Origin of the sequence: Methylobacterium organophilum (assembly GCF_022533465.1) — a bacterium.
GTDB lineage: Bacteria > Pseudomonadota > Alphaproteobacteria > Rhizobiales > Beijerinckiaceae > Methylobacterium > Methylobacterium organophilum.
The window spans coordinates 207,999-225,087 of sequence record NZ_CP092848.1 but is presented as its reverse complement, the minus strand read 5'-3'; the positions used below and the strand labels follow the sequence as shown (position 1 = coordinate 225,087).

General features: G+C 67.8%; 19 protein-coding genes. 9 read left to right on the top strand and 10 right to left on the bottom strand.

Annotated features, from left to right (window positions below):
- The first annotated feature begins 7 nt into the window (after nucleotides 1-7).
- On the top strand, nucleotides 8-1,426 hold the full coding sequence (locus tag MMB17_RS01030) for a carbohydrate porin (protein WP_420847390.1): 1,419 nt from the start codon (nucleotides 8-10) through the stop codon (nucleotides 1,424-1,426).
- 27 nt (nucleotides 1,427-1,453) lie between these two features.
- Here MMB17_RS01030 and MMB17_RS01025 read toward each other — a convergent pair whose 3' ends face one another.
- From MMB17_RS01025 to hmuQ, 8 genes are all read right to left on the bottom strand, one after another.
- Nucleotides 1,454-2,071, bottom strand: a complete 618-nt coding sequence (locus tag MMB17_RS01025) for a CorA family divalent cation transporter (RefSeq protein WP_241100760.1) — start codon at nucleotides 2,069-2,071, stop codon at nucleotides 1,454-1,456.
- A 35-nt stretch (nucleotides 2,072-2,106) separates the two neighbouring features.
- Nucleotides 2,107-2,271, bottom strand: a complete 165-nt coding sequence (locus MMB17_RS01020) for a hypothetical protein (protein WP_241100759.1) — start codon at nucleotides 2,269-2,271, stop codon at nucleotides 2,107-2,109.
- 152 nt (nucleotides 2,272-2,423) lie between these two features.
- Nucleotides 2,424-4,061, bottom strand: coding sequence for an inorganic phosphate transporter (locus MMB17_RS01015; RefSeq protein ID WP_241100758.1), 1,638 nt, complete (start codon nucleotides 4,059-4,061; stop codon nucleotides 2,424-2,426).
- Nucleotides 4,062-4,203: 142 nt separating this feature from the next.
- Nucleotides 4,204-5,868 carry a TadE/TadG family type IV pilus assembly protein gene (locus tag MMB17_RS01010; RefSeq protein ID WP_241100757.1) on the bottom strand — a complete coding sequence of 555 codons (1,665 nt, stop codon included), beginning with the start codon at nucleotides 5,866-5,868 and terminating at the stop codon, nucleotides 4,204-4,206.
- A gap of 70 nt (nucleotides 5,869-5,938) precedes the next feature.
- On the bottom strand, nucleotides 5,939-6,577 hold the full coding sequence (locus MMB17_RS01005; protein ID WP_241100756.1) for a TadE/TadG family type IV pilus assembly protein: 639 nt from the start codon (nucleotides 6,575-6,577) through the stop codon (nucleotides 5,939-5,941).
- An 8-nt stretch (nucleotides 6,578-6,585) separates the two neighbouring features.
- Nucleotides 6,586-7,161 carry a TadE/TadG family type IV pilus assembly protein gene (locus MMB17_RS01000; RefSeq protein WP_241100755.1) on the bottom strand — a complete coding sequence of 192 codons (576 nt, stop codon included), beginning with the start codon at nucleotides 7,159-7,161 and terminating at the stop codon, nucleotides 6,586-6,588.
- Nucleotides 7,162-7,538: 377 nt separating this feature from the next.
- The gene (locus MMB17_RS00995) at nucleotides 7,539-7,847 is read right to left on the bottom strand and encodes a porin (RefSeq protein ID WP_241100754.1); all 309 of its coding nucleotides are present in this window, start codon (nucleotides 7,845-7,847) and stop codon (nucleotides 7,539-7,541) included.
- A gap of 105 nt (nucleotides 7,848-7,952) precedes the next feature.
- Nucleotides 7,953-8,279, bottom strand: a complete 327-nt coding sequence (gene hmuQ / locus MMB17_RS00990) for a heme-degrading protein HmuQ (RefSeq protein ID WP_241100753.1) — start codon at nucleotides 8,277-8,279, stop codon at nucleotides 7,953-7,955.
- Nucleotides 8,280-8,440: 161 nt separating this feature from the next.
- Between hmuQ and MMB17_RS00985 the strand changes: the two genes are divergently transcribed.
- The 5 genes from MMB17_RS00985 to MMB17_RS00965 all read left to right on the top strand — a co-directional run bounded on the left by MMB17_RS00985 (nucleotide 8,441) and on the right by MMB17_RS00965 (nucleotide 13,742).
- The gene (locus MMB17_RS00985) at nucleotides 8,441-8,650 is read left to right on the top strand and encodes a hemin uptake protein HemP (protein ID WP_241100752.1); all 210 of its coding nucleotides are present in this window, start codon (nucleotides 8,441-8,443) and stop codon (nucleotides 8,648-8,650) included.
- Nucleotides 8,647-9,537 (top strand): heme/hemin ABC transporter substrate-binding protein, encoded by an 891-nt coding sequence (locus MMB17_RS00980; protein WP_241100751.1) that lies wholly within the window; start codon nucleotides 8,647-8,649, stop codon nucleotides 9,535-9,537. Before MMB17_RS00985 ends, MMB17_RS00980 begins: the two co-directional genes overlap by 4 nt.
- Nucleotides 9,530-10,594 (top strand): FecCD family ABC transporter permease, encoded by a 1,065-nt coding sequence (locus MMB17_RS00975; RefSeq protein WP_241100750.1) that lies wholly within the window; start codon nucleotides 9,530-9,532, stop codon nucleotides 10,592-10,594. The genes MMB17_RS00980 and MMB17_RS00975 overlap by 8 nt, the downstream gene beginning before the upstream one ends.
- Nucleotides 10,587-11,411, top strand: a complete 825-nt coding sequence (locus MMB17_RS00970; protein WP_241100749.1) for a heme ABC transporter ATP-binding protein — start codon at nucleotides 10,587-10,589, stop codon at nucleotides 11,409-11,411. Before MMB17_RS00975 ends, MMB17_RS00970 begins: the two co-directional genes overlap by 8 nt.
- Nucleotides 11,412-11,597: 186 nt before the next feature.
- Nucleotides 11,598-13,742 (top strand): TonB-dependent hemoglobin/transferrin/lactoferrin family receptor, encoded by a 2,145-nt coding sequence (locus MMB17_RS00965; RefSeq protein WP_241100748.1) that lies wholly within the window; start codon nucleotides 11,598-11,600, stop codon nucleotides 13,740-13,742.
- 473 nt (nucleotides 13,743-14,215) lie between these two features.
- On the opposite strand, the gene MMB17_RS00960 is transcribed toward MMB17_RS00965, so the two are convergent.
- The gene (locus tag MMB17_RS00960) at nucleotides 14,216-14,464 is read right to left on the bottom strand and encodes a DUF6894 family protein (RefSeq protein WP_238309753.1); all 249 of its coding nucleotides are present in this window, start codon (nucleotides 14,462-14,464) and stop codon (nucleotides 14,216-14,218) included.
- A gap of 908 nt (nucleotides 14,465-15,372) precedes the next feature.
- Between MMB17_RS00960 and MMB17_RS00955 the strand changes: the two genes are divergently transcribed.
- The 3 genes from MMB17_RS00955 (at nucleotide 15,373) to MMB17_RS00945 (ending at nucleotide 16,742) form a co-directional block, all read left to right on the top strand.
- Complete coding sequence (locus MMB17_RS00955; RefSeq protein WP_241100747.1) at nucleotides 15,373-15,717, top strand: hypothetical protein; 345 nt, start codon at nucleotides 15,373-15,375, stop codon at nucleotides 15,715-15,717.
- Between the two features lie 185 nt (nucleotides 15,718-15,902).
- Nucleotides 15,903-16,070 carry a hypothetical protein gene (locus MMB17_RS00950; protein WP_241100746.1) on the top strand — a complete coding sequence of 56 codons (168 nt, stop codon included), beginning with the start codon at nucleotides 15,903-15,905 and terminating at the stop codon, nucleotides 16,068-16,070.
- A gap of 165 nt (nucleotides 16,071-16,235) precedes the next feature.
- Nucleotides 16,236-16,742 carry a GAF domain-containing protein gene (locus MMB17_RS00945; RefSeq protein ID WP_241100745.1) on the top strand — a complete coding sequence of 169 codons (507 nt, stop codon included), beginning with the start codon at nucleotides 16,236-16,238 and terminating at the stop codon, nucleotides 16,740-16,742.
- A 10-nt stretch (nucleotides 16,743-16,752) separates the two neighbouring features.
- Here the strand turns inward: MMB17_RS00945 and MMB17_RS00940 are convergent, their stop codons facing one another.
- Nucleotides 16,753-17,019, bottom strand: a complete 267-nt coding sequence (locus MMB17_RS00940) for a DUF6894 family protein (RefSeq protein WP_241100744.1) — start codon at nucleotides 17,017-17,019, stop codon at nucleotides 16,753-16,755.
- Between the last annotated feature and the right edge of the window lie 70 nt (nucleotides 17,020-17,089).

The following is a 17,089-nucleotide window of genomic DNA, read 5'->3' as shown; positions in this document are numbered from 1 at the left end:
GTTCACCATGGCGGCCGGGGTCGATGCTGCGGCGCAGGACGCCCTCGCCCGGCTCGACCTGACCGGCGCCGGCGGCGACCCGCAGACCGCGGTCGCCCAGGCGCGCACCTCCGACCAGGTCTCGCTGACGATCGGCAGCTCGATCCAGTCCTCCCTCGGCCCCTACGGCGATCCCTTCGGCCTGCGCGCCACCCTCGCCCGCTCCGGCATCACCTACGTCGTCACCTATATCGGCGAGGGCCTCGCCGACGTGCAGGGCGGTCGCCGGCGGGGCGGCACCTATGGCGGCCGCCTCGACACCTCCCTCGATGTCGATCTCGACAGGTTCGCCGGCTGGGAAGGCGCCCGCTTCCACACCGACTTCTTCCAGATCCACGGGCACGGCCTCTCCCGGAAATTCGCGGACAATCTCACCACGGTGAGCGGCATCGAGGCGCTGCCGGCGACCCGGCTGTTCGAGCTCTGGGTCGAGCAGCGCTTCCTCGACGGCCAGCTCTCGCTGAAGCTCGGGCAGATCTCGGCCGACACCGAATTCGCCATCGCCCAGTCGGCGGTGGTCTTCCTCAATGCCGGCTTCGGCTGGCCGAATATCGGTGCGGTGGTGCTGCCGAGCGGCGGCCCGATCTATCCCCTGGCGACCCCCGCGGCGCGGCTGAAATACGTGCCGAACGCCAACCTCTCGATCCAGGCCGGCCTGTTCAACGGCGACCCGGCCGGGGTGCCGGCGCGGGGGGACACCACCGACCCGCAGACGCGCAACCCGTACGGCACCAGCTTCCGCGTGAACGACCCGGCCTTCGCCATCGCCGAGATCGCCTATGCCTACAATGTCGAGCCGGACGCGGCCGGCCTGCCGGGCACGGCGACGCTCGGCGCCTGGCACCATCTCGGCCGGTTCGACAGCCCGCGCTTCGACAGCGTCGCCGGGCGTCTCCTGACGGATCCGGAGGCGAGCGGCATCGCCCGGCGCTTCCGCGGCAATCATGGCGTCTACGCCATGCTCGACCAGACCGTCTGGCAGGAGCCCGGCGCCGCGGACGAGGGCGCGAGCGTCTTCCTGCGGCTCTCCGCGGTGCCGGCCGACCGCAACCTGGTCGATCTCTACGTCGATGCGGGCATCGCCTATAAGGGCCTGGTCCCGGGTCGCCCCAACGACACGATCGGCCTCGGGCTGATCCATTCCCACATCAGCCCGGTCGCGCGGGCCTTCGACCGGGATTCCCTGATGCAGGGGCGGGGCAAGGGCCCGCTCCGCAGCAGCGAGACCCTGATCGAGGCGACCTACCAGGCCGAGATCGTGCCCGGCTTCACCGTGCAGCCGGATCTGCAATACGTGATGCGCCCCGGCGGCGGCCTCGCCGACGCAAACGGCCGCCGCCTCCGCAACGCCGTGGTGCTCGGGCTGCGCAGCACGATCAACTACTGAGGGCGCCCCTCCCGGGGGAGGGGGCGGTCAGTCCCGGGGCGGACGGAGGCTGAGCAGGCGGATCAGGGCGAAGGCAGCGAGCGCCGAGGTGACGGCGATGGTGATGGCCACCAGCGAGCCGCTCTCGTGCTCGGTGAGAGGCAGGCCCTTGGTGTTCATGCCGAACAGGCCGATCACCAGGGTCGGCGGCAGCAGGAGTGCGGTCAGCACCGACAGGGTGTAGAGTTGCCGGTTGGCGCTGTGGGCCAGCGCCGCCGACAATTCCTCTTGCATCAGGCGGCTGCGCTCGGCCAGCACCATCATGTCCCGATCGAAGGCGTCGAGCCGCTGGGCGAGGCGGGCGGCAATCGCTTGGGCGAGCGGGGGTAGCGCCTCGTCCTCGCCGGCCTCGTCGAGGCGGTGGAACACCGCCCGCAGGCCGAGCAGTTGCCGGTGCAGGCGCACCGCGTCCCGGCGGATCGGGCCGAGGCGCCGGCGCTCGCCGCGGGTGCGCTCCTCCAGGATGTGGTCCTCGATCTCGTCGAGCTCCTCCGAGAGGCGGGTGCCGGTGGCGCCTATGGCGGCGGTGACCTGATCGACGATGATCTCGAGCAGCGCGATCGGCGCGGCGATGCTGCGGCCCTCTGCGGCGGCGTCCTTCGCCATGTCTGGCCCCGCCAGGGGGGGGCGGCCGCTGGCGATCAGGCGCAGCTCGACCACGAAATGCGGCCGGCCGCCGGGATCGCTCGGCGCCCCTCGCCGGGCTTCAGGACGAGATCCGCGACCACGCCGCCGATATGCTCGCCCTCCACCGCGAGGCGTTGGTGCCCGTCGCCGGAGAAGGCGGCTTCGGTGAGCCCGCGCACGGGCCGAAGCGGCCCGGCGGCGGCAGGTGTTCGTCGCGCCCCTGGAGCCGGCCGCGGCCGCTCTCGTCGAAGCGCATGGCCCAGAGCAGGCCGGGCAGTTCCGGCTCGTCGAAGAGCAGACGAGCCGGGGCGTGAGCATCCGTCATCCCGGCTCAGAACAGGCGGGAGAAGATCACGTAGAGCGTGCCCGAGAGCAGCATCGCCACCGGCAGGGTCAGCACCCAGGCCATGGCGAGGTTGCGCAGGGTCGCGACCTGCAGCCCGGAGCGGTTGGCGGCCATGGTGCCGGCGACGCCCGAGGAGAGCACGTGGGTGGTCGAGACCGGCAGGCCGAACATGTCCGCGGCCCCGATCGTGCCGGCGGCCACGAGCTCGGCCGAGGCGCCCTGGGCGTAGGTCAGGTGCGTCTTGCCGATCTTCTCGCCCACGGTGATCACGATGCGCTTCCAGCCGACCATGGTGCCGAGGCCGAGGGCGATCGCCACCGCGACCTTCACCCAGGTCGGGATGAAGCGCGTCGCCTCGTCGAGGCTGCCCTTATAGGCCTTGAGCGCCCCGGCCTCGGCGGCGGAGAGCTCGCTCGCCTTGTCCTTCATCAGGAAGCGGATCGCCTCGGAGGCGAGATACATGTCGTTGCGGGTGTTGCCCACGGCCTCCGCCGGCACCTTGGCGAGGCTGCCGTAGCGCTCGACCTCGGTGCCGATCTCCTGGATCAGCGCCGAGAGGGACGGGTAGGTGCCGGCCTCGAGCGTGCGGGCGGCGACATAGGCGGTGACCGCCGGGCGCGGATCGCCGGTCACCGCATGGCCCGCCGCCTTCCTCGCCACCACCTCGGAGGCCGCCTGCGAGGTCGTGCGGAACTGCGCCAGGGCGGAATCCGGCAGGGTCCGGTTGAGGGCGTAGGCGGTGGGCACGGTGCCGATCAGGATCAGCATGATCAGGCCCATGCCCTTCTGGCCGTCGTTCGAGCCGTGGGCGAAGGAGACGCCGGTGCAGGTCGCGATCAGCAGGCCGCGGATCCACAGGGGGGGCGCCTCCTTGCCCTTGGGCTCCTGGTAGAGGGCAGGGTTGCGCACCACGCGTTTCAGCACCAGCAGCAGCGCGCCGGCGGCCAGGAAGCCGAAGACCGGCGAGAGCAGCAGCGACCAGCCGATCTCGGTCGCTTTGCTCCAATCGACGCCGGAGGTGCCCGAGCGGCCGTGCAGAAGGGCGTTGGCCACGCCCACGCCGATGATCGAGCCGATCAGCGTGTGCGAGGAGGAGGCCGGCAGGCCGAAATACCAGGTGCCGAGGTTCCAGAGGATCGCGGCGATGAGCAGCGCGAACACCATGGCGAAGCCCGCCCCCGAGCCGACCTGCAGGATCAGCTCCACCGGCAGCAGCGAGACGATGCCGAAGGCCACCGCCCCCGAGGAGAGCAGCACGCCGAGGAAGTTGAAGAAGCCCGACCAGACCACCGCCACGCTGGCGGGCAGCGAATGCGTGTAGATCACCGTCGCCACGGCGTTGGCGGTGTCGTGGAAGCCGTTCACGAACTCGAAGCCGAGGGCGATGACGAGCGCCACGAAGAGCAGGATGTAGGGGAGATAGGTGCCGGCATGCGCGCCGGTCTCGCTCACGTCGACGGAGATGCTGTAGGCGACGTAGAGCAGCGCCGCGACGATGGCGCCCAGGAAGCCGACCGTCACGACGAGGGAGCGCTGGCCCCCGAGATCGGGCCGCCCATGCCCGGAGGGAGACTCGGATTGCGCCAGATCGGGCGCGTAGCTTCCTAGTGTGGATCCTGACATGCCGGAGATCCCGCTTCATGGGCGCGGCCGTGAGGGGCCGCGAGCCTCCATGAGCACGGACCCGGCAACGGTTTCGTGACGGGAATCATTCCGGAAGATCCGACACTTCAGGTTGTCTTTCTCGGGCCGGGCCCGGGCCCGGTCACTGGGTCAGGCGCAGGGCGCCGATGCTCTTGGCGATGCTCTTGAAGGCGGCGATCAGGCTCGAGGAATCGTTGGCGACATAGGCCTGCGAGGGCAGGCTCGCGCAGTTCTGCAGCAGGGTGATGCCCTGGGCGTCAATCGCATCCGAGGAGACGCTGAACCCGATCGTGTAGACCGAGATGCCCGTCGACTTGGCGTTGGTGCAGGCCTCCTGGGTCAGCGCGTCGAGGGCGTTGCGCTGCTGCGCGGTCGAGGAGACGCTCTGGTAGCGCGCGGGCAGCCGGGCGCCGGGGCCGGACCCGTCGGCATTGGTCAGGTAGCCGTGGGAGAAATACAGGGTCTGATTGTAGTTGGTGTAGGGATTGTCGGGCCAGCTATTGGCGCCGTCGGTCATCAGCACCAGGACCTTGTTGGTGGTCGCTGAGGAATAGGAGGCCCCGTCCGCGAAGACGCTTTTGGGCGAGATCGTGCGCCAGCCCCACATGAATCCTTCGTGGATGTTGGTCGAGCCGGCGGCGTTCAGGCTGCTGATCAGGGTCTTGAGGGTGCTGGCATCCGAGGTCAGCCGCTGCAGGGGCCGGCTCAGGCACTGAAAGTTCGGCCCGTTCGGGATGCCGACGCCGCCGGAACTGGTCGGCTTGGCGTTGCGCGGGTTCTGGTACTTGCAGGCCTGCTTCTCGGCATTGGCGAAGGAGCTCGGGCTCGCGGTGCAGCTCGAACTCGTCGTGCCGTTCCAGTCGTCGATGTAGCTGTTGAACGTGTAGTTCCCGTTCCAGGTCGTGGAGCCCGTGGTGCCGCCGCCGGGCTCGTCGGGGGCGAACATCGGCACGTAGAGGCTGTCGTTGCCGCCGGTGGCGGCGACATCCTGCACGTTCTGCGGATAGGGCAGGGTCTCGAAGCAGCCGCCCCAGGCCCAGAGCGGGCTGATGGTCTTGAGCGCGTTGAAGATCGAGAGCCGGCTGGTGAAGCCGAGCGCGTTGGCCTGGGTCTTGTCGATGTTGGTCCAGTGCAGGGACGACTTGCCGCCCGTGTCGACCCAGCTCGCCGTCGCGCTGCTCACCGGGTCCACCGCCACGGAGGCCGCGAAGGGGACGATCGAGATCCGCGTGTCGGAGGCGAAGGCGGGATCGCTCTTCACGTAGTCGACGAAGTTCGAGGCCGCCTGCTTGAGCGCGTCCATCTTCGAGCCGCTGCCGCCGGAATTCGCCATGGAGCCGGTGGTGTCGAGCACCAGGGCGATCTCGAAGGTCTTGGGCGTGGGCGGCGCGCATTGCGCCATCGCCGCGAGCGAGAGGCCGGACTTGCCGGTGATCGCGCTGAAGAAGGTCTTCGAGGTCACATGGGTCGTCAGCGTGATCTTGCGCGGGTTCGAGGCCACGGTGAGCGGGTCGACGGTGAGCCCGACCTCGCTGCCCATGTAGCCGGACATGGTGGTGTTGGCCTGGGTCTGCAGCAAGGCGGCGGTGGTGGCGGCGTTGGCCTGGCACAGCGTGAGCGCGGTGGCGTCGGTCGCCGCCTGCAGCTTGGTCTGGAGGCGCGTCGCGAGGCCGTAATCGATCGCCATGCCCGTGAAGCCGAGCAGGGGGATGGCGGCGAGGGCGAAGACGACGGCGATCTGGCCGTCGCTACGGGTGAGGAAGGGGCGGACCGGTGGGCGCAGCATGGTCGGGGGCTCGCGGGCAGGGCGATCGGTCCCGTTCGCGGGCGCCGGGGCGCCGCCGCGTCGGGCGGGGTCAGGGGGCGGTCAGGGGGCAGGGGGCGCCGCCGGGAAGCGTCACCTCGGTCGCGGTGCCGTTGTAGGTGGCCCCGCCGCGGGCGGGCCAGGGCATGCTGACGGCGAAGGTGTAGCCGGTGCCCCCGGTGAGATAGTTGATCAGGCTGGTGCCGATGGAGGCCTTGTAGGGCATCGTCACCTCGGTCAGCAGGTAGCGCATGCCGGCGGTCTGGAAGCCCTGCGGGACCGTGAGGTCGCTCGCCACCGCCTTGGCCGCGCGGGCCGTGGCGTTGCTGGCGATGCTGGAGCAGACATACGGCTTGAGGCTGAGCGTGGTCGGGTAGACCCCGAGAGCGCTGACGACGATCTTCGCCCGGCTGCTGTCGAAGGGGGTGAGGACGAGCTTCGACGAGGCCAGGATGTCGGTCATCGTGCTCGTATCCATCGGATCCGAGGCGCCGCCCTGGGCGGTGAGGTCGGAGACCGTGCGGGCGAGCAGGGTGACCTTGCGGTAATTGTCGATGGCGTGGGCGAATTCGACCGTCGCCATCAGGATGAGGGCCATCACCGGCAGCACCAGCCCGAACTCGACGACGCCGGCGCCCTCGGACGCGCGCAGGAAGCGCCGCAAGGGCAGGCGGGGGGAGCGCTTCGCCATCCCGCGCCTCACGAGCAGACCGCGCTCGGCGCGGAATAGGGCTCGGTGCGGAACACCGCGGTCGATTGCAGGAGGTAGGATCCGTCCGCCATCAGCAGGATGCCGGGATTGAGGAGCTTGAAGAAGGTCGGAAGCGGGACCACCGCGGAGACGATGACGATCTCCCTGGCGCGCGCGCAGGTATAGCCCTCGAAGCTCGTGCTGATCGAACGCGAGGTGGCATCGTAGGCGTTCAGCTGGCTTCCATTGGCGAAGCTGCTGCTCACCGATACGTTGAGCTTCAGCGCGCTGCACGGGAACACGGTGACCATCGCCGCGCCGCCGGATTGGCACATCGTCGCCTTCAGGTTGCTCAGCAGGGTCGCCGTGTCGGTCTGGCCCATGTTGGCGTTCTGGAAGCTGCCGGTGAACAGGTTGCGCACGGCCCGCTGGACCATCTGGTCGAGGTTCTGGCCCGCCCAGATGATGAAGGCGAACTGGATGATGCCGCCGAGCAGTCCGAAGAAGGGCACCAGCATCAGGGCGAACTCGACCGCAGGGCCGCCGCCTTGCGCCCGAGCGAAGCGGCCGAAGACGCGTCGCAAGCCGTTCCGTCCGTGCCCCACCGCGCCCATCGATCCTCGTCCAGCGCCCGTCATCCGCGGGTCTCCGCGTCGGCCATGGGACGCGTCGCTCGCCTTGGGATTGAGCCGTTTCCTATTGATCGCGATCTGGTTGCCGGTCCGCTAATGCGCCGCTCGCCGCACACGGTGATAAGCGAGGTTGGTAAATTTCCGGTTCGATAGATCTCGGAAATAATCAGAAAATACCGAAACGCTCTGGCAATCGACCGTAAGGAATTCCGGGCCTGAATGCCCTACCCTTGTCGCGTTGTTTCAGGATGTTTCCGGCGTTTCGAGTCGGAGGGGCGGGCGGTGAGCTTGCCCTGTTCAGGGCCGAGCCCGCCCTCCGGGCCCATCCGTCAACGGATGCCGCCGCCGATCCGGACGAAGGAGCGGACAGGGCCGTAATCGGACGAGCTGCGCGCATCGACGGAGACGCGTCCCTGCAACGGCCGCGCGGCCGAGCCGGAGGTGTGGCCGAGGGCGGCATCGGCGGCCAACCGGCCCGAGAGGCGGAGGCAGGTCGAGGTGCCGGGGATGCGGCCGAAGCCCGCCCCGTATTCCGGGCAGGCTTCCATCGGCGTCTCGGAGGGGAGCGGCGCGCGGTCGCGGGCAGGGGCCGGGCCCATGGCCAGAAGCAGCGTCGCGAGCGCGAGGATGGATCGCAAGGCCGTCGCCCCTTCCCGCCGTCGAGCGGCCGGGCGAGTTTGGGCGATCGGACGCCGGCCGGCAACCGGCAACCGGATCGCCCGGCGCAGGCCGGGCCTCGCGCGCTATGGTGCGGACGGCGGCACCACCGTCTGAATCACCTCGAAGCCTTCGAATTGCGGATGCCCCAGGGTCGTGGGCCGGGCGCTGGGGGCGCCGGCATGGGCGCGGCGAAACTGGTCCGAGCGCGTCCAGTTCTCGAAATCCGCCTTCGAGGCCCAGACGGTGTGCGAGGCGTAGAGGACATGGTCCTCCCGCTCGGGCCCGCGCAACAGGTGGAAGGCGATGAAGCCGGGGAGTTCGTGAAGGCTGCTCTCCCGCGTCAGCCAGACCTGCTCGAAGGCTTCGGTGCTGTCCTCGAGAACCTGGAACCGGTTCATCGCGATGAACATGGACGGTCTTCCCTGCGTGTTCGTTCGGGGGCGTACAAACCCCGGCGTGAACGGCCTAGCTTAACTTGCGTCAGGTCGAAAGCCCTTCTAGTAAAGATCTATCGAAGTATCTGTACTTTAGAATTTAAAAATTCAAAGGTACAGATTGTTAGAATTCCAAGATGGCAAGCATCGGCAACCGTTCGGACCTCTCCTTCACGCAGGATCCCGCCGGCAGCGGCGGCGAGACCGACGAGTCCGACCTCGCACCGGGCGACACGATTGACTCGGCGGCCCTGATGCGGGGCCGGAGGGAAGTCACGATTCTCCATGCGGGCGAGCGCTACCGCCTCCGCGTCACCGCCAACGACAAGCTGATCCTCACCAAATGAGCGCGCTGTCCGCCCTCTCGCCCTGGAACCGCCGGGCCGTGTTGGCCGGCCTCTTCGGCCTCGTGGCTTTGCCCGGGCGGCCGGGGGCCGCCCAGCCGGCGGCGCGCATCGCCTCCCTCGGGGGCGCGGTGACCGAGACGCTCTGCCGCCTCGGCGCCGCGGGGCGGATCGTGGCGGTCGACACCACCAGCGTCTATCCGCCCGAGATCCTGCGGGAGAAGCCGAATGTCGGCTATCTGCGGGCGCTCTCGGCGGAGGGCCTGCTCTCGGTCCGGCCGGATCTGGTGATCGCGGCGGAGGGGGCCGGGCCGCCGGACGTCCTCGCCCTGCTGCGCGAGGCGGGCATCCCCGTCTCCCTGGTCCAGGAACCGCCGACGCCGGAGGGCGTCCTCGACAAGATCGCGACGGTCGGCCACCTGGCCGCCCTCGACGGGCCGGCCGAGGCGCTGTCCCGGGAGGTCGGCGCCGGCTTCGCGGAGCTCGCCCGGCAGCGCGCGCGGATCACCCGTCGGGCCAGGGCTCTCCTCGTCCTGTCGCTCGCCAATGGCCGCGTCATGGTCGGCGGCCGCAACAGCAGCGCGGACGGCATGCTCGCCCTCGCCGGCGTCGAGAACGCCGCCGGCGGCCTCGAGGGCTTCAAGCCGATCGGCGACGAGGCGATCGTTGCCGCCGCGCCGGAGGCCGTGGTGATGATGCGCAACGGCCCGGACGCGCCGGGCCCGGAGGCCGTGTTCGCCTCCGGCACGGCGCTCGGCCAGACCCCCGCCGCCGCGAAGCGGGCCCTCGTCGCCATGGACGGCCTCACGCTCCTCGGTTTCGGCCCGCGTACGCCGGAGGCCGCCACGGCGCTGATGCGGGCGATCTATCCCGATCTGTTCCGTGGCTGAGGCGGCGGCATCGCTGGCCCCGCGGCGCAGCCTGCCCGTCTTCGCCGGGCTCGCGGCGCTGCTCGCCGTCGCCGGCCTGCTCTCCCTGGGGCTCGGCGCGATCGCGATCCCGCCGGGGCGGATCCTCGACGTGTTGCTGTCGGGCGGCACCGATCCGGCCTTGGCGCGCGACGCCCTGGTGGTGCTCAACATCCGGCTGCCGCGGACGCTCCTCGGAGCCCTCGTCGGAGCCGGGCTGGCCGTCTCCGGAGCCCTCCTGCAGGGCCTCTTCCGTAACCCCTTGGCGGATCCCGCCCTCGTCGGCGTTTCCGCCGGGGCCGGCCTCGCCGCCGCCACCCTCATCACCCTCGGCGACCGGACGTTGCACGCCCTCGGAATGGCCGGCCCGCTGCCCTACGCCGTGCTGCCCGCAGGCGCCTTTCTCGGCGGAGTGTTGGCCACCTTCGGCCTCTATCTCGTCGCGACCCGCGCCGGCCGCACCTCGGTGGCGACGATGCTGCTCGCCGGCCTCGCGCTCGCGGCGCTGAGCGGTGCGCTGACGGGCCTCCTCGTCTACGCGAGCGACGACCGGCAATTGCGCGACCTGACCTTCTGGACGCTGGGCAGTCTCGGCGGGGCGACCTGGGCCAAGGTCGCGGCCACCGCCCCGGCGATCCTGCCGGTGCTTTTCGCCGTGCCCTTCCTCGGGCGCGGGCTCAACGCGCTGGTGCTCGGCGAGGCGGAGGCCTTTCATCTCGGTGTTCCGGTCGAGCGCCTGAAGCGCGCGGTCATCCTGCTGGTGGCGATCACCGTCGGTGCAGGCGTGGCCGCGGCCGGGATCATCGGCTTCATCGGTCTGGTGGTGCCGCACACCCTGCGCCTGCTGATCGGGCCCGAGCATCGCCGGCTGCTTCCGGCCTGTGCCCTGCTCGGTGCCGCGCTGCTGGTGCTGGCCGATGTCGCGGCCCGCCTTGTGGTGGCGCCGGCGGAGCTGCCGATCGGGATCGTCACGGCCCTGGTCGGCGCCCCGGTCTTCCTGTGGCTGCTGCTCGGCCGGGCGAAGGCCCTCGATGTCTGAGCCCGGTGCCCTCGTCGCGGCGCGCGACCTCGTCTTCGAGGTGGGCGGGCGCGCCCTCGTCGCCGAGATCTCGCTCACGATCGCCCCCGGCAGCTTCCAGGTAATCGTCGGCCCGAACGGGGCCGGCAAGTCCACGCTGCTGCGCCTGCTCAGCGGGGAGCTGCGACCGAGCCGGGGGAAGGTACTCTACGAGGGCGTGCCGGTCGGCGAGATTCCGTCCTGGCGGCTTGCGGCCCAGCGGGCGGTGCTGCCGCAGAGCGCGCGCCTCGCCTTCCCCTTCTCCGCGGCCGACGTGGCGCGGATCGGTCTGGACGGGATCGGCCGCGGCCTCACGCGCCGGGACAGGCAGAGGATCCTGGCCGAGTCTCTGCAGAAGACGGATGTGGCGCATCTCGCGAGCCGCTCCTATCAGACGCTGTCGGGAGGCGAGCAGGCGCGCGTTCAGTTCGCCCGGGTGCTCTGCCAGCTCGCCGCAGGACGCTCGTTGAGCACCGGACAGGCTCTGTTCCTGGACGAACCCACCGCCAGTCTCGACCTGCATCACCAATCCACCCTGCTCGAAGCAGTGGATGGCCTGAGGCGCGCGGGCGTTGGCGTTGTCGCGATCCTGCACGATCTGAACCTCGCGGCAGCCTATGCCGACACGCTGCTGGTCCTGGAGGGCGGTCGCATGGTCGCGAGGGGCACGCCCGGCGCGATTCTCACCGATGCGTTGGTCGCCCGCGTCTTCGGGGTCTCCTGGCCGGTCGGGCAAGTTCCGAAGCCGCCGCAGCCTTTCGTGCTGCCACACCGAGTGTTGCCGGACGGCAACACGTAAGTCGGGAGAAACGCGCGTTTGGAACGGTTTTAGTCTTTCGCAGAAGCGGCTTGGACTCGCACCAAACTGATGAGGTCAAGCTTCCGTTGACCGATCCGTGATCGCGGCCCCATCACGGTATCCAGCCAGCCAGCCCTCCGCCAGCCAGCCAATGTCGAAACGCTGCCCTGTCTTGCGGAACCGGCCATGTCCTCCCGTCACGCCCTCCTCGCCAGCCTCGCGGCGAGCGTCTCCCTGCTCTCGCTCGATCTCGCCCGCGCCCAGAATGCAGCGGCTCCCCCACTGGTCGTGCCTTCGGAAGTCGTGAGCCTCGACACGATCTCGGTGACCGCCACCAAGACCGAGGAGAGGGCGATCGACGCGCTCTCCGGCACCAGCGTGATCACCCGCGAGCAGATCAACCGAATCCAGCCGAGCCGGTTGTCGGAGGTGCTGCGGGACGTGCCCGGCGTGACCACCCAGGAGAACCAGAACGATCCGGCCCAGGCCATCAACATCCGTGGCCTGCAGGATTTCGGTCGCGTGAACGTGCTGGTTGACGGGGCGCGCCAGAACTTCCAGACCTCGGGCCACAGCGCCAACGGCGTGTTCTATCTCGATCCGGAACTGGTGGGCGGCGTCGACATCACCCGGGGCCCGACCTCGACCATCTACGGCTCCGGCGCCATCGGCGGCGTGGTCGCCTTCCGCACCCGCTCGATCGACGACATCCTCGCCCCCGACGAGACCGCCGGCGCGGTGCAGAAATGGGGCTTCGGCACCAACGGCCAGAAGTTCCTGAATTCGACGGCCCTCGGCGCCCGCATCGGCGCCGGCGCGGACGTGTTCGGCCAGTTCGTCTATCGCAACAACGATCCCTATCGCGACGGCCTCGGCAACCTCGTGCGCGACACGGGCAACGAGCTGACCTCCGGTCTCGCCAAGATCAATCTCCGGCCCGCGGACGGCCACGAGATCAGCGGCACGGCGCTCATCCAGAATTTCGATTTCGCCAATAACGGCAGCAGCAATGCCGGCGCGCGCTTCCAGAACGCCGTTCAGGCCGACACCTACATCCTCGGCTACCGCTTCGCCCGGCCGGACGTGCCCTTGGTCGATCTCAGCGCCAAGGGCTACTACACGACCACGCACAACACTCTGACCTTCCTCAACGACACCGCGAGCGGGCTCTACCGCAATCTCGGCGTCAGGGCCGGTGACCGCATCACCTACGACATCGAGACCACCGGCTTCGACGTCCACAACACGGCCCGCTTCGACACCTGGGCGCTCAGCCATGCCCTGACCATCGGCGGAGACGCGGTGTTCGACCGGGTGAAGACGACGGACGAGGCCGGCGGCTTCGGCTCGGCTTTCACCCCCTCGGGCGAGCGCAGCCTCGCCGGCGCCTTCATCCAGGACGAGCTGCGCTACGCCTCCTGGCTGCGGGTGATCGGCGCCCTGCGCTACGACCATTACGACCTCTCGGGCGGAGCCTATCGTGCGAGCGGCGATCGGATCTCCCCCAAGATCACCGTCGGAATCTCGCCCTTCGAGGGGATCGAGTTCTACGGTACCTATGCCGAGGGCTACCGGGCGCCCTCGATCACCGAGACCCTGGTCCAGGGCATCCACCCCTTCCCGGCCTTCAACATCCTGCCCAATCCGACTCTGCGGCCGGAGGTGGCCCACAACATCGAGGGCGGCATCAACCTCAAGTACAATCAGATCTTCGCGCCGGGCGACACGTTCCGGGCCAAGGTCAACGTCTTCCAGAACGCGATCGACAATTACATCGACATCTCGTCCGTCGGCCCGACCTATTTCGTGCCGGCGATCCCCGGCATCCCGGCCTCGATCTGCACGCGCATTCCCGGCCGCTTCCCCTGCGTGATCCCGGTGCAATCGTTCCAGTATCTCAACATCGCCCAGGCGGAGCTGTCGGGCGTCGAGCTGGAGGGCGCCTATGATTGGGGCGGCGGCTTCGTCTCCTTCGCGGCGACGCATGTGGAGGGACGCAACCGGCAGACGCGCGAGACGCTGCTGAGCGTGCCGCCGGATCGGATCAGCACCACCATCGGCCTGCGCTTCCTCGACGAGAGCCTGACGGTCGGCAGCCGCCTGACCTTCGTGGACAGTCGCCTCGACGTGCCCGCCGGAACGACGATCCCGGCAACCAAGGCCTATGCCCTGGTCGACTTCTTCGCCTCCTACCGCGTCAACGACCGCATCCGGGCGGATTTCATCGTCCAGAACGCGTTCGACAAGCGCTACACGCAGTACCTGAACCTGCTGGCGAGCCCGGGGCTGACCGCGAAGGCGGCGATCAGCATCAAGTTCGCCACGCGGTAGGAGGGGACGACGCCTCGGCGCACACGGCCCTGTGTGTGCCCTCGCGCGGGAGACGGACGCGATTGCGTCACGACCGGACCCGGTTCCCCATCATTGTCCGCGGGCGACCGCGCGGAACGGATGCTGGAAATTCGGCGGCGAAGCACCCTGAAGATCGCCGCTGACAGCTTGACTGTTATGACGTGGGAGGCCGTGCCCGGCGGAGGTTGAGAGGCGCGGATGTTGGCTCTGGTGGCAGATTTTCGAGAATTTGGCCGATCGTGCTCCAACGGTGTCGGACATGTGCACAAGTTCTTGATGCCGAAATGCTTTCTGCGCCTGTCGGTGCACGTTGCAGAGCTGCGAGATTCGGCGTCGCGCTAGAAGACGGATGCCAGATTGCGCTAGTGAAATTTGTTCATAAATTATAAAAATAATATATATTTGTTTTTATGAGCCAAATATATTGGCGCAAGTTTCATTATATGCGCCAACTATATAAATATACGAAAAAATTCTTTGTCACTGCTATTGTCGCGCGCAACGAGGACCCAACTATCGTCGGCATCGTTGAGTTCGCCGCTGGTGCGCATTTCTTCCACCACGGCGAGGGCATCCTTGAAGGCTCGCTCGGGGTCGTCGATTTCAACACCGACTTCGTCGCGAATGATTTTGCGATGACTTTGTAAGTCAAAATAATAGCGTGCCAAATCAATCACTCCATACGTCGTGTGTTTCAGCACCGCCGCCTCGGCCGCTCATCGTTGCGACGATAATCCAGACGTTCTCCGTAAGCGCATGGAAAATACGTAGATCTACTCGTTGTGGTTGTGTGTGCATAATTGTACGATGAACGACAATTTTTGATATCTTGTTGGACGCTAGTGAAAAGTCAATAAAAATACAAAAACAGCGGGGCTAAAAGATCGATAAATCGTAGACTTTGGAGTTATTGGACGATGTCGCTCGTGGTTTGCCTCGACTTTTATTTTGCGAATGAGACCCCTTCTCCAGAGGGAGATAGGGTCCGCGAACACGTGCGAAGAGTGCTCCGCAAGCTCATAAAACAGCTTTCCGACAAAAAACATGGGCAGGGGTAAAAACTTCTTTTACAGGCCGACACCATATGCGCTGATCGCGTCAGCCTATGGCGTTTGCTGCAAACTCATCGCCTTGCAGATGCGCTGTCCTCGATCTTCACTGCCCCACCGAGTTCTCTCATCTTCCGAATTAGGGCCGCCTTAGTAGCGGCCGAACAGAGCGCCATGTGCTGGGACGGCACGCCGGAGTGGCTACGGCGGATCGATCTGCCATGGCGGCGACGCACAAGTCTTTTCCATTATCCTTTCGAGAGGGGCTCGGGTTCAAAAAAGATCCTCGACGGTGGCCACCCCTCCCGTGTGCCTGCACATCCCGTGTTTTTGTGCGGCAAACGTCATCGTTTACGCTTGATCGGAGCGGGCAAGGGTTCATGGGGCCATGCGACAGCTGGGGGAATCCGGATCCTGCGTCCTGAGGGGACGGGACGCATGCGATACGACGCGTCTCGATGAGGGCTGCGTCATGACTGAGCGGGAGCCGTGACGGAAACGGATCCCATATGGACCGGGAGAGGCTGTCCGGCGGACCAAGGCGGCGAGGGCCTGCAAGCATGTCCATCCTCGAAACCCCGGACGGACGCTATATTGTGGTGCGTGGCCGCTTGTGGCGTCGACAGCGGCCCGATCTCCCGTCCCCGCAGCGGGATCGACTCGTGCATGACCTCATGGAGGCACGCCGCGCCGTCAAAGCTGCCAAGAGGAGCGGTGACGAGAGGGCGCTGGCACAGGCGCGCCACGCCGTGGACGACGCCAAGCGCGGACTGGGCGAGCGGGGGCCGGTCTGGTGGACGGATGGCACGCCCGATCTCAATCGCCGCCTGATCGGAAACACATGCTACGCCCGGTGGTATGCCGGCCTGTCGGATGCCGAGACGTCTCCGCGGGACAGGCGTTGATTCCGGCGTGTCATGGGTCGCTTGCGCGCGCCTGAAAAGATCGGTGCGGGCGCAAGTTCGATGGCCAAGCCTTGAAGCTTCGCTGCGCTGCGCAAGATGATGCGGGAGACCGATGCGTGATCTTTCGAGAGGAGAATGTCTTGCCGCGACCGAGCCGCAATGCCTTGGACCAGGTCCCATCGCGCGTGGGCAGCATCGATCTGCTGGATCGCCTCGGTATCAAGACGGTCGAGGATCGAAATGCGGATCGTCGGAGGCTCGAGCGCAAGGCGCGGCTGGTGGCGCAGGCCAGGGAGGTCGGCAGGGATGCGCAACAGGCCTTGGGACCCCGCAGTCTTTCGACCTCGGATTAGCCCGGAGCCTTTTCCGCGATCGCCGGTGCGGCGTCGCCTGCAAGTCCTTCGAGGTGATTGTGTCGAGCGCCCTGCTGGTCTCCCGGAAGACATGCGGTTCGTCCGCCATAGAGGCGCGCCAGGATGAACCTGGACGGTTCCGGACCCAAGCTTTAGCCTCCCTGCATGCTCGATGATCGCTTCCGGTCTGATCCACGGCTGGTGCGCGCTGCCGATCTCATGGATGCAGCCCAATCGCTGGACGACGTAGTGGTGGCCCTGCGGCAAACCGCACGATGGATCGTGGGTGCTGACGGCATTGCCATCATCCTGAGGGAGAACGACTTTTGCCACTACGTGGCCGAGGATGCGTTCGAGCCGCTCTGGAGGGGATGCCGTTTTGCGCTCCACGACTGCGTGTCGGGCTGGGCGATGCTGCACGGTGAGACGGTGATCGTCCCCGACATCCGGCGCGACCCCCGCGTCCCGGCGGCCCCCTACGTGAACAAGTCGTTGCGGAGTTTGGTGGTGGTGCCTGTTGGGGAGCCGGCGGTCGCGGCTCTGGGGGCGTATTGGTGCGCCATGGTGTTGCTGGATGACGGGACGGTGTCCCGCCTCGAAGCCCTGGCCCGTTTCGCCGGAGACGCCCTCGCCCGCCTCGAAGCAGCCGGGGAACTGAGCAGGACCGCCTGAGCCTCCGCGCTCAGTGGAGCCTCCCGCCCTCCGAGCCCGGTTCCGGCGCGGCCGCCAGCGCCTCGGTCAGGGCGAATTCGAGGACGATGGCGCGGGCCTCGTCCTCGACGAACAGCACCGCCTTGAGCAGATCGGGATCGCTGCCGGCGCCCTGGAGCAGCTGCAGAGCGAGGAGCCGGGCCGCCTCCCAGGCGGCATCCGGGTTCGCCAGTTCCCGGCCGTCGGGATCGACCACCACGTCGTCCCCGATATGCGTGTGGAAGAAGTAGCGTGGCATCGGCGGCGCGCCCTGTCCTTCGGCCCCGCCCCCTGGCTTGGACCCGGCCTCTCTCTTAGCCGATCCGGCC

What these genes read in the sequence shown, in the direction of transcription:
- MMB17_RS01030 (WP_420847390.1), top strand. Translation starts at nt 8, where the DNA reads ATGGCGGCCGGGGTCGATGCTGCGGCGCAGGACGCCCTCGCCCGGCTC.
- MMB17_RS01025 (WP_241100760.1), bottom strand. Translation starts at nt 2,071, where the DNA reads ATGGCGAAGGACGCCGCCGCAGAGGGCCGCAGCATCGCCGCGCCGATC.
- MMB17_RS01015 (WP_241100758.1), bottom strand. Translation starts at nt 4,061, where the DNA reads ATGTCAGGATCCACACTAGGAAGCTACGCGCCCGATCTGGCGCAATCC.
- MMB17_RS01010 (WP_241100757.1), bottom strand. Translation starts at nt 5,868, where the DNA reads ATGCTGCGCCCACCGGTCCGCCCCTTCCTCACCCGTAGCGACGGCCAG.
- MMB17_RS01005 (WP_241100756.1), bottom strand. Translation starts at nt 6,577, where the DNA reads ATGGCGAAGCGCTCCCCCCGCCTGCCCTTGCGGCGCTTCCTGCGCGCG.
- hmuQ (WP_241100753.1), bottom strand. Translation starts at nt 8,279, where the DNA reads ATGTTCATCGCGATGAACCGGTTCCAGGTTCTCGAGGACAGCACCGAA.
- MMB17_RS00985 (WP_241100752.1), top strand. Translation starts at nt 8,441, where the DNA reads ATGGCAAGCATCGGCAACCGTTCGGACCTCTCCTTCACGCAGGATCCC.
- MMB17_RS00980 (WP_241100751.1), top strand. Translation starts at nt 8,647, where the DNA reads ATGAGCGCGCTGTCCGCCCTCTCGCCCTGGAACCGCCGGGCCGTGTTG.
- MMB17_RS00970 (WP_241100749.1), top strand. Translation starts at nt 10,587, where the DNA reads ATGTCTGAGCCCGGTGCCCTCGTCGCGGCGCGCGACCTCGTCTTCGAG.
- MMB17_RS00965 (WP_241100748.1), top strand. Translation starts at nt 11,598, where the DNA reads ATGTCCTCCCGTCACGCCCTCCTCGCCAGCCTCGCGGCGAGCGTCTCC.
- MMB17_RS00955 (WP_241100747.1), top strand. Translation starts at nt 15,373, where the DNA reads ATGTCCATCCTCGAAACCCCGGACGGACGCTATATTGTGGTGCGTGGC.
- MMB17_RS00945 (WP_241100745.1), top strand. Translation starts at nt 16,236, where the DNA reads ATGCTCGATGATCGCTTCCGGTCTGATCCACGGCTGGTGCGCGCTGCC.
- MMB17_RS00940 (WP_241100744.1), bottom strand. Translation starts at nt 17,019, where the DNA reads ATGCCACGCTACTTCTTCCACACGCATATCGGGGACGACGTGGTGGTC.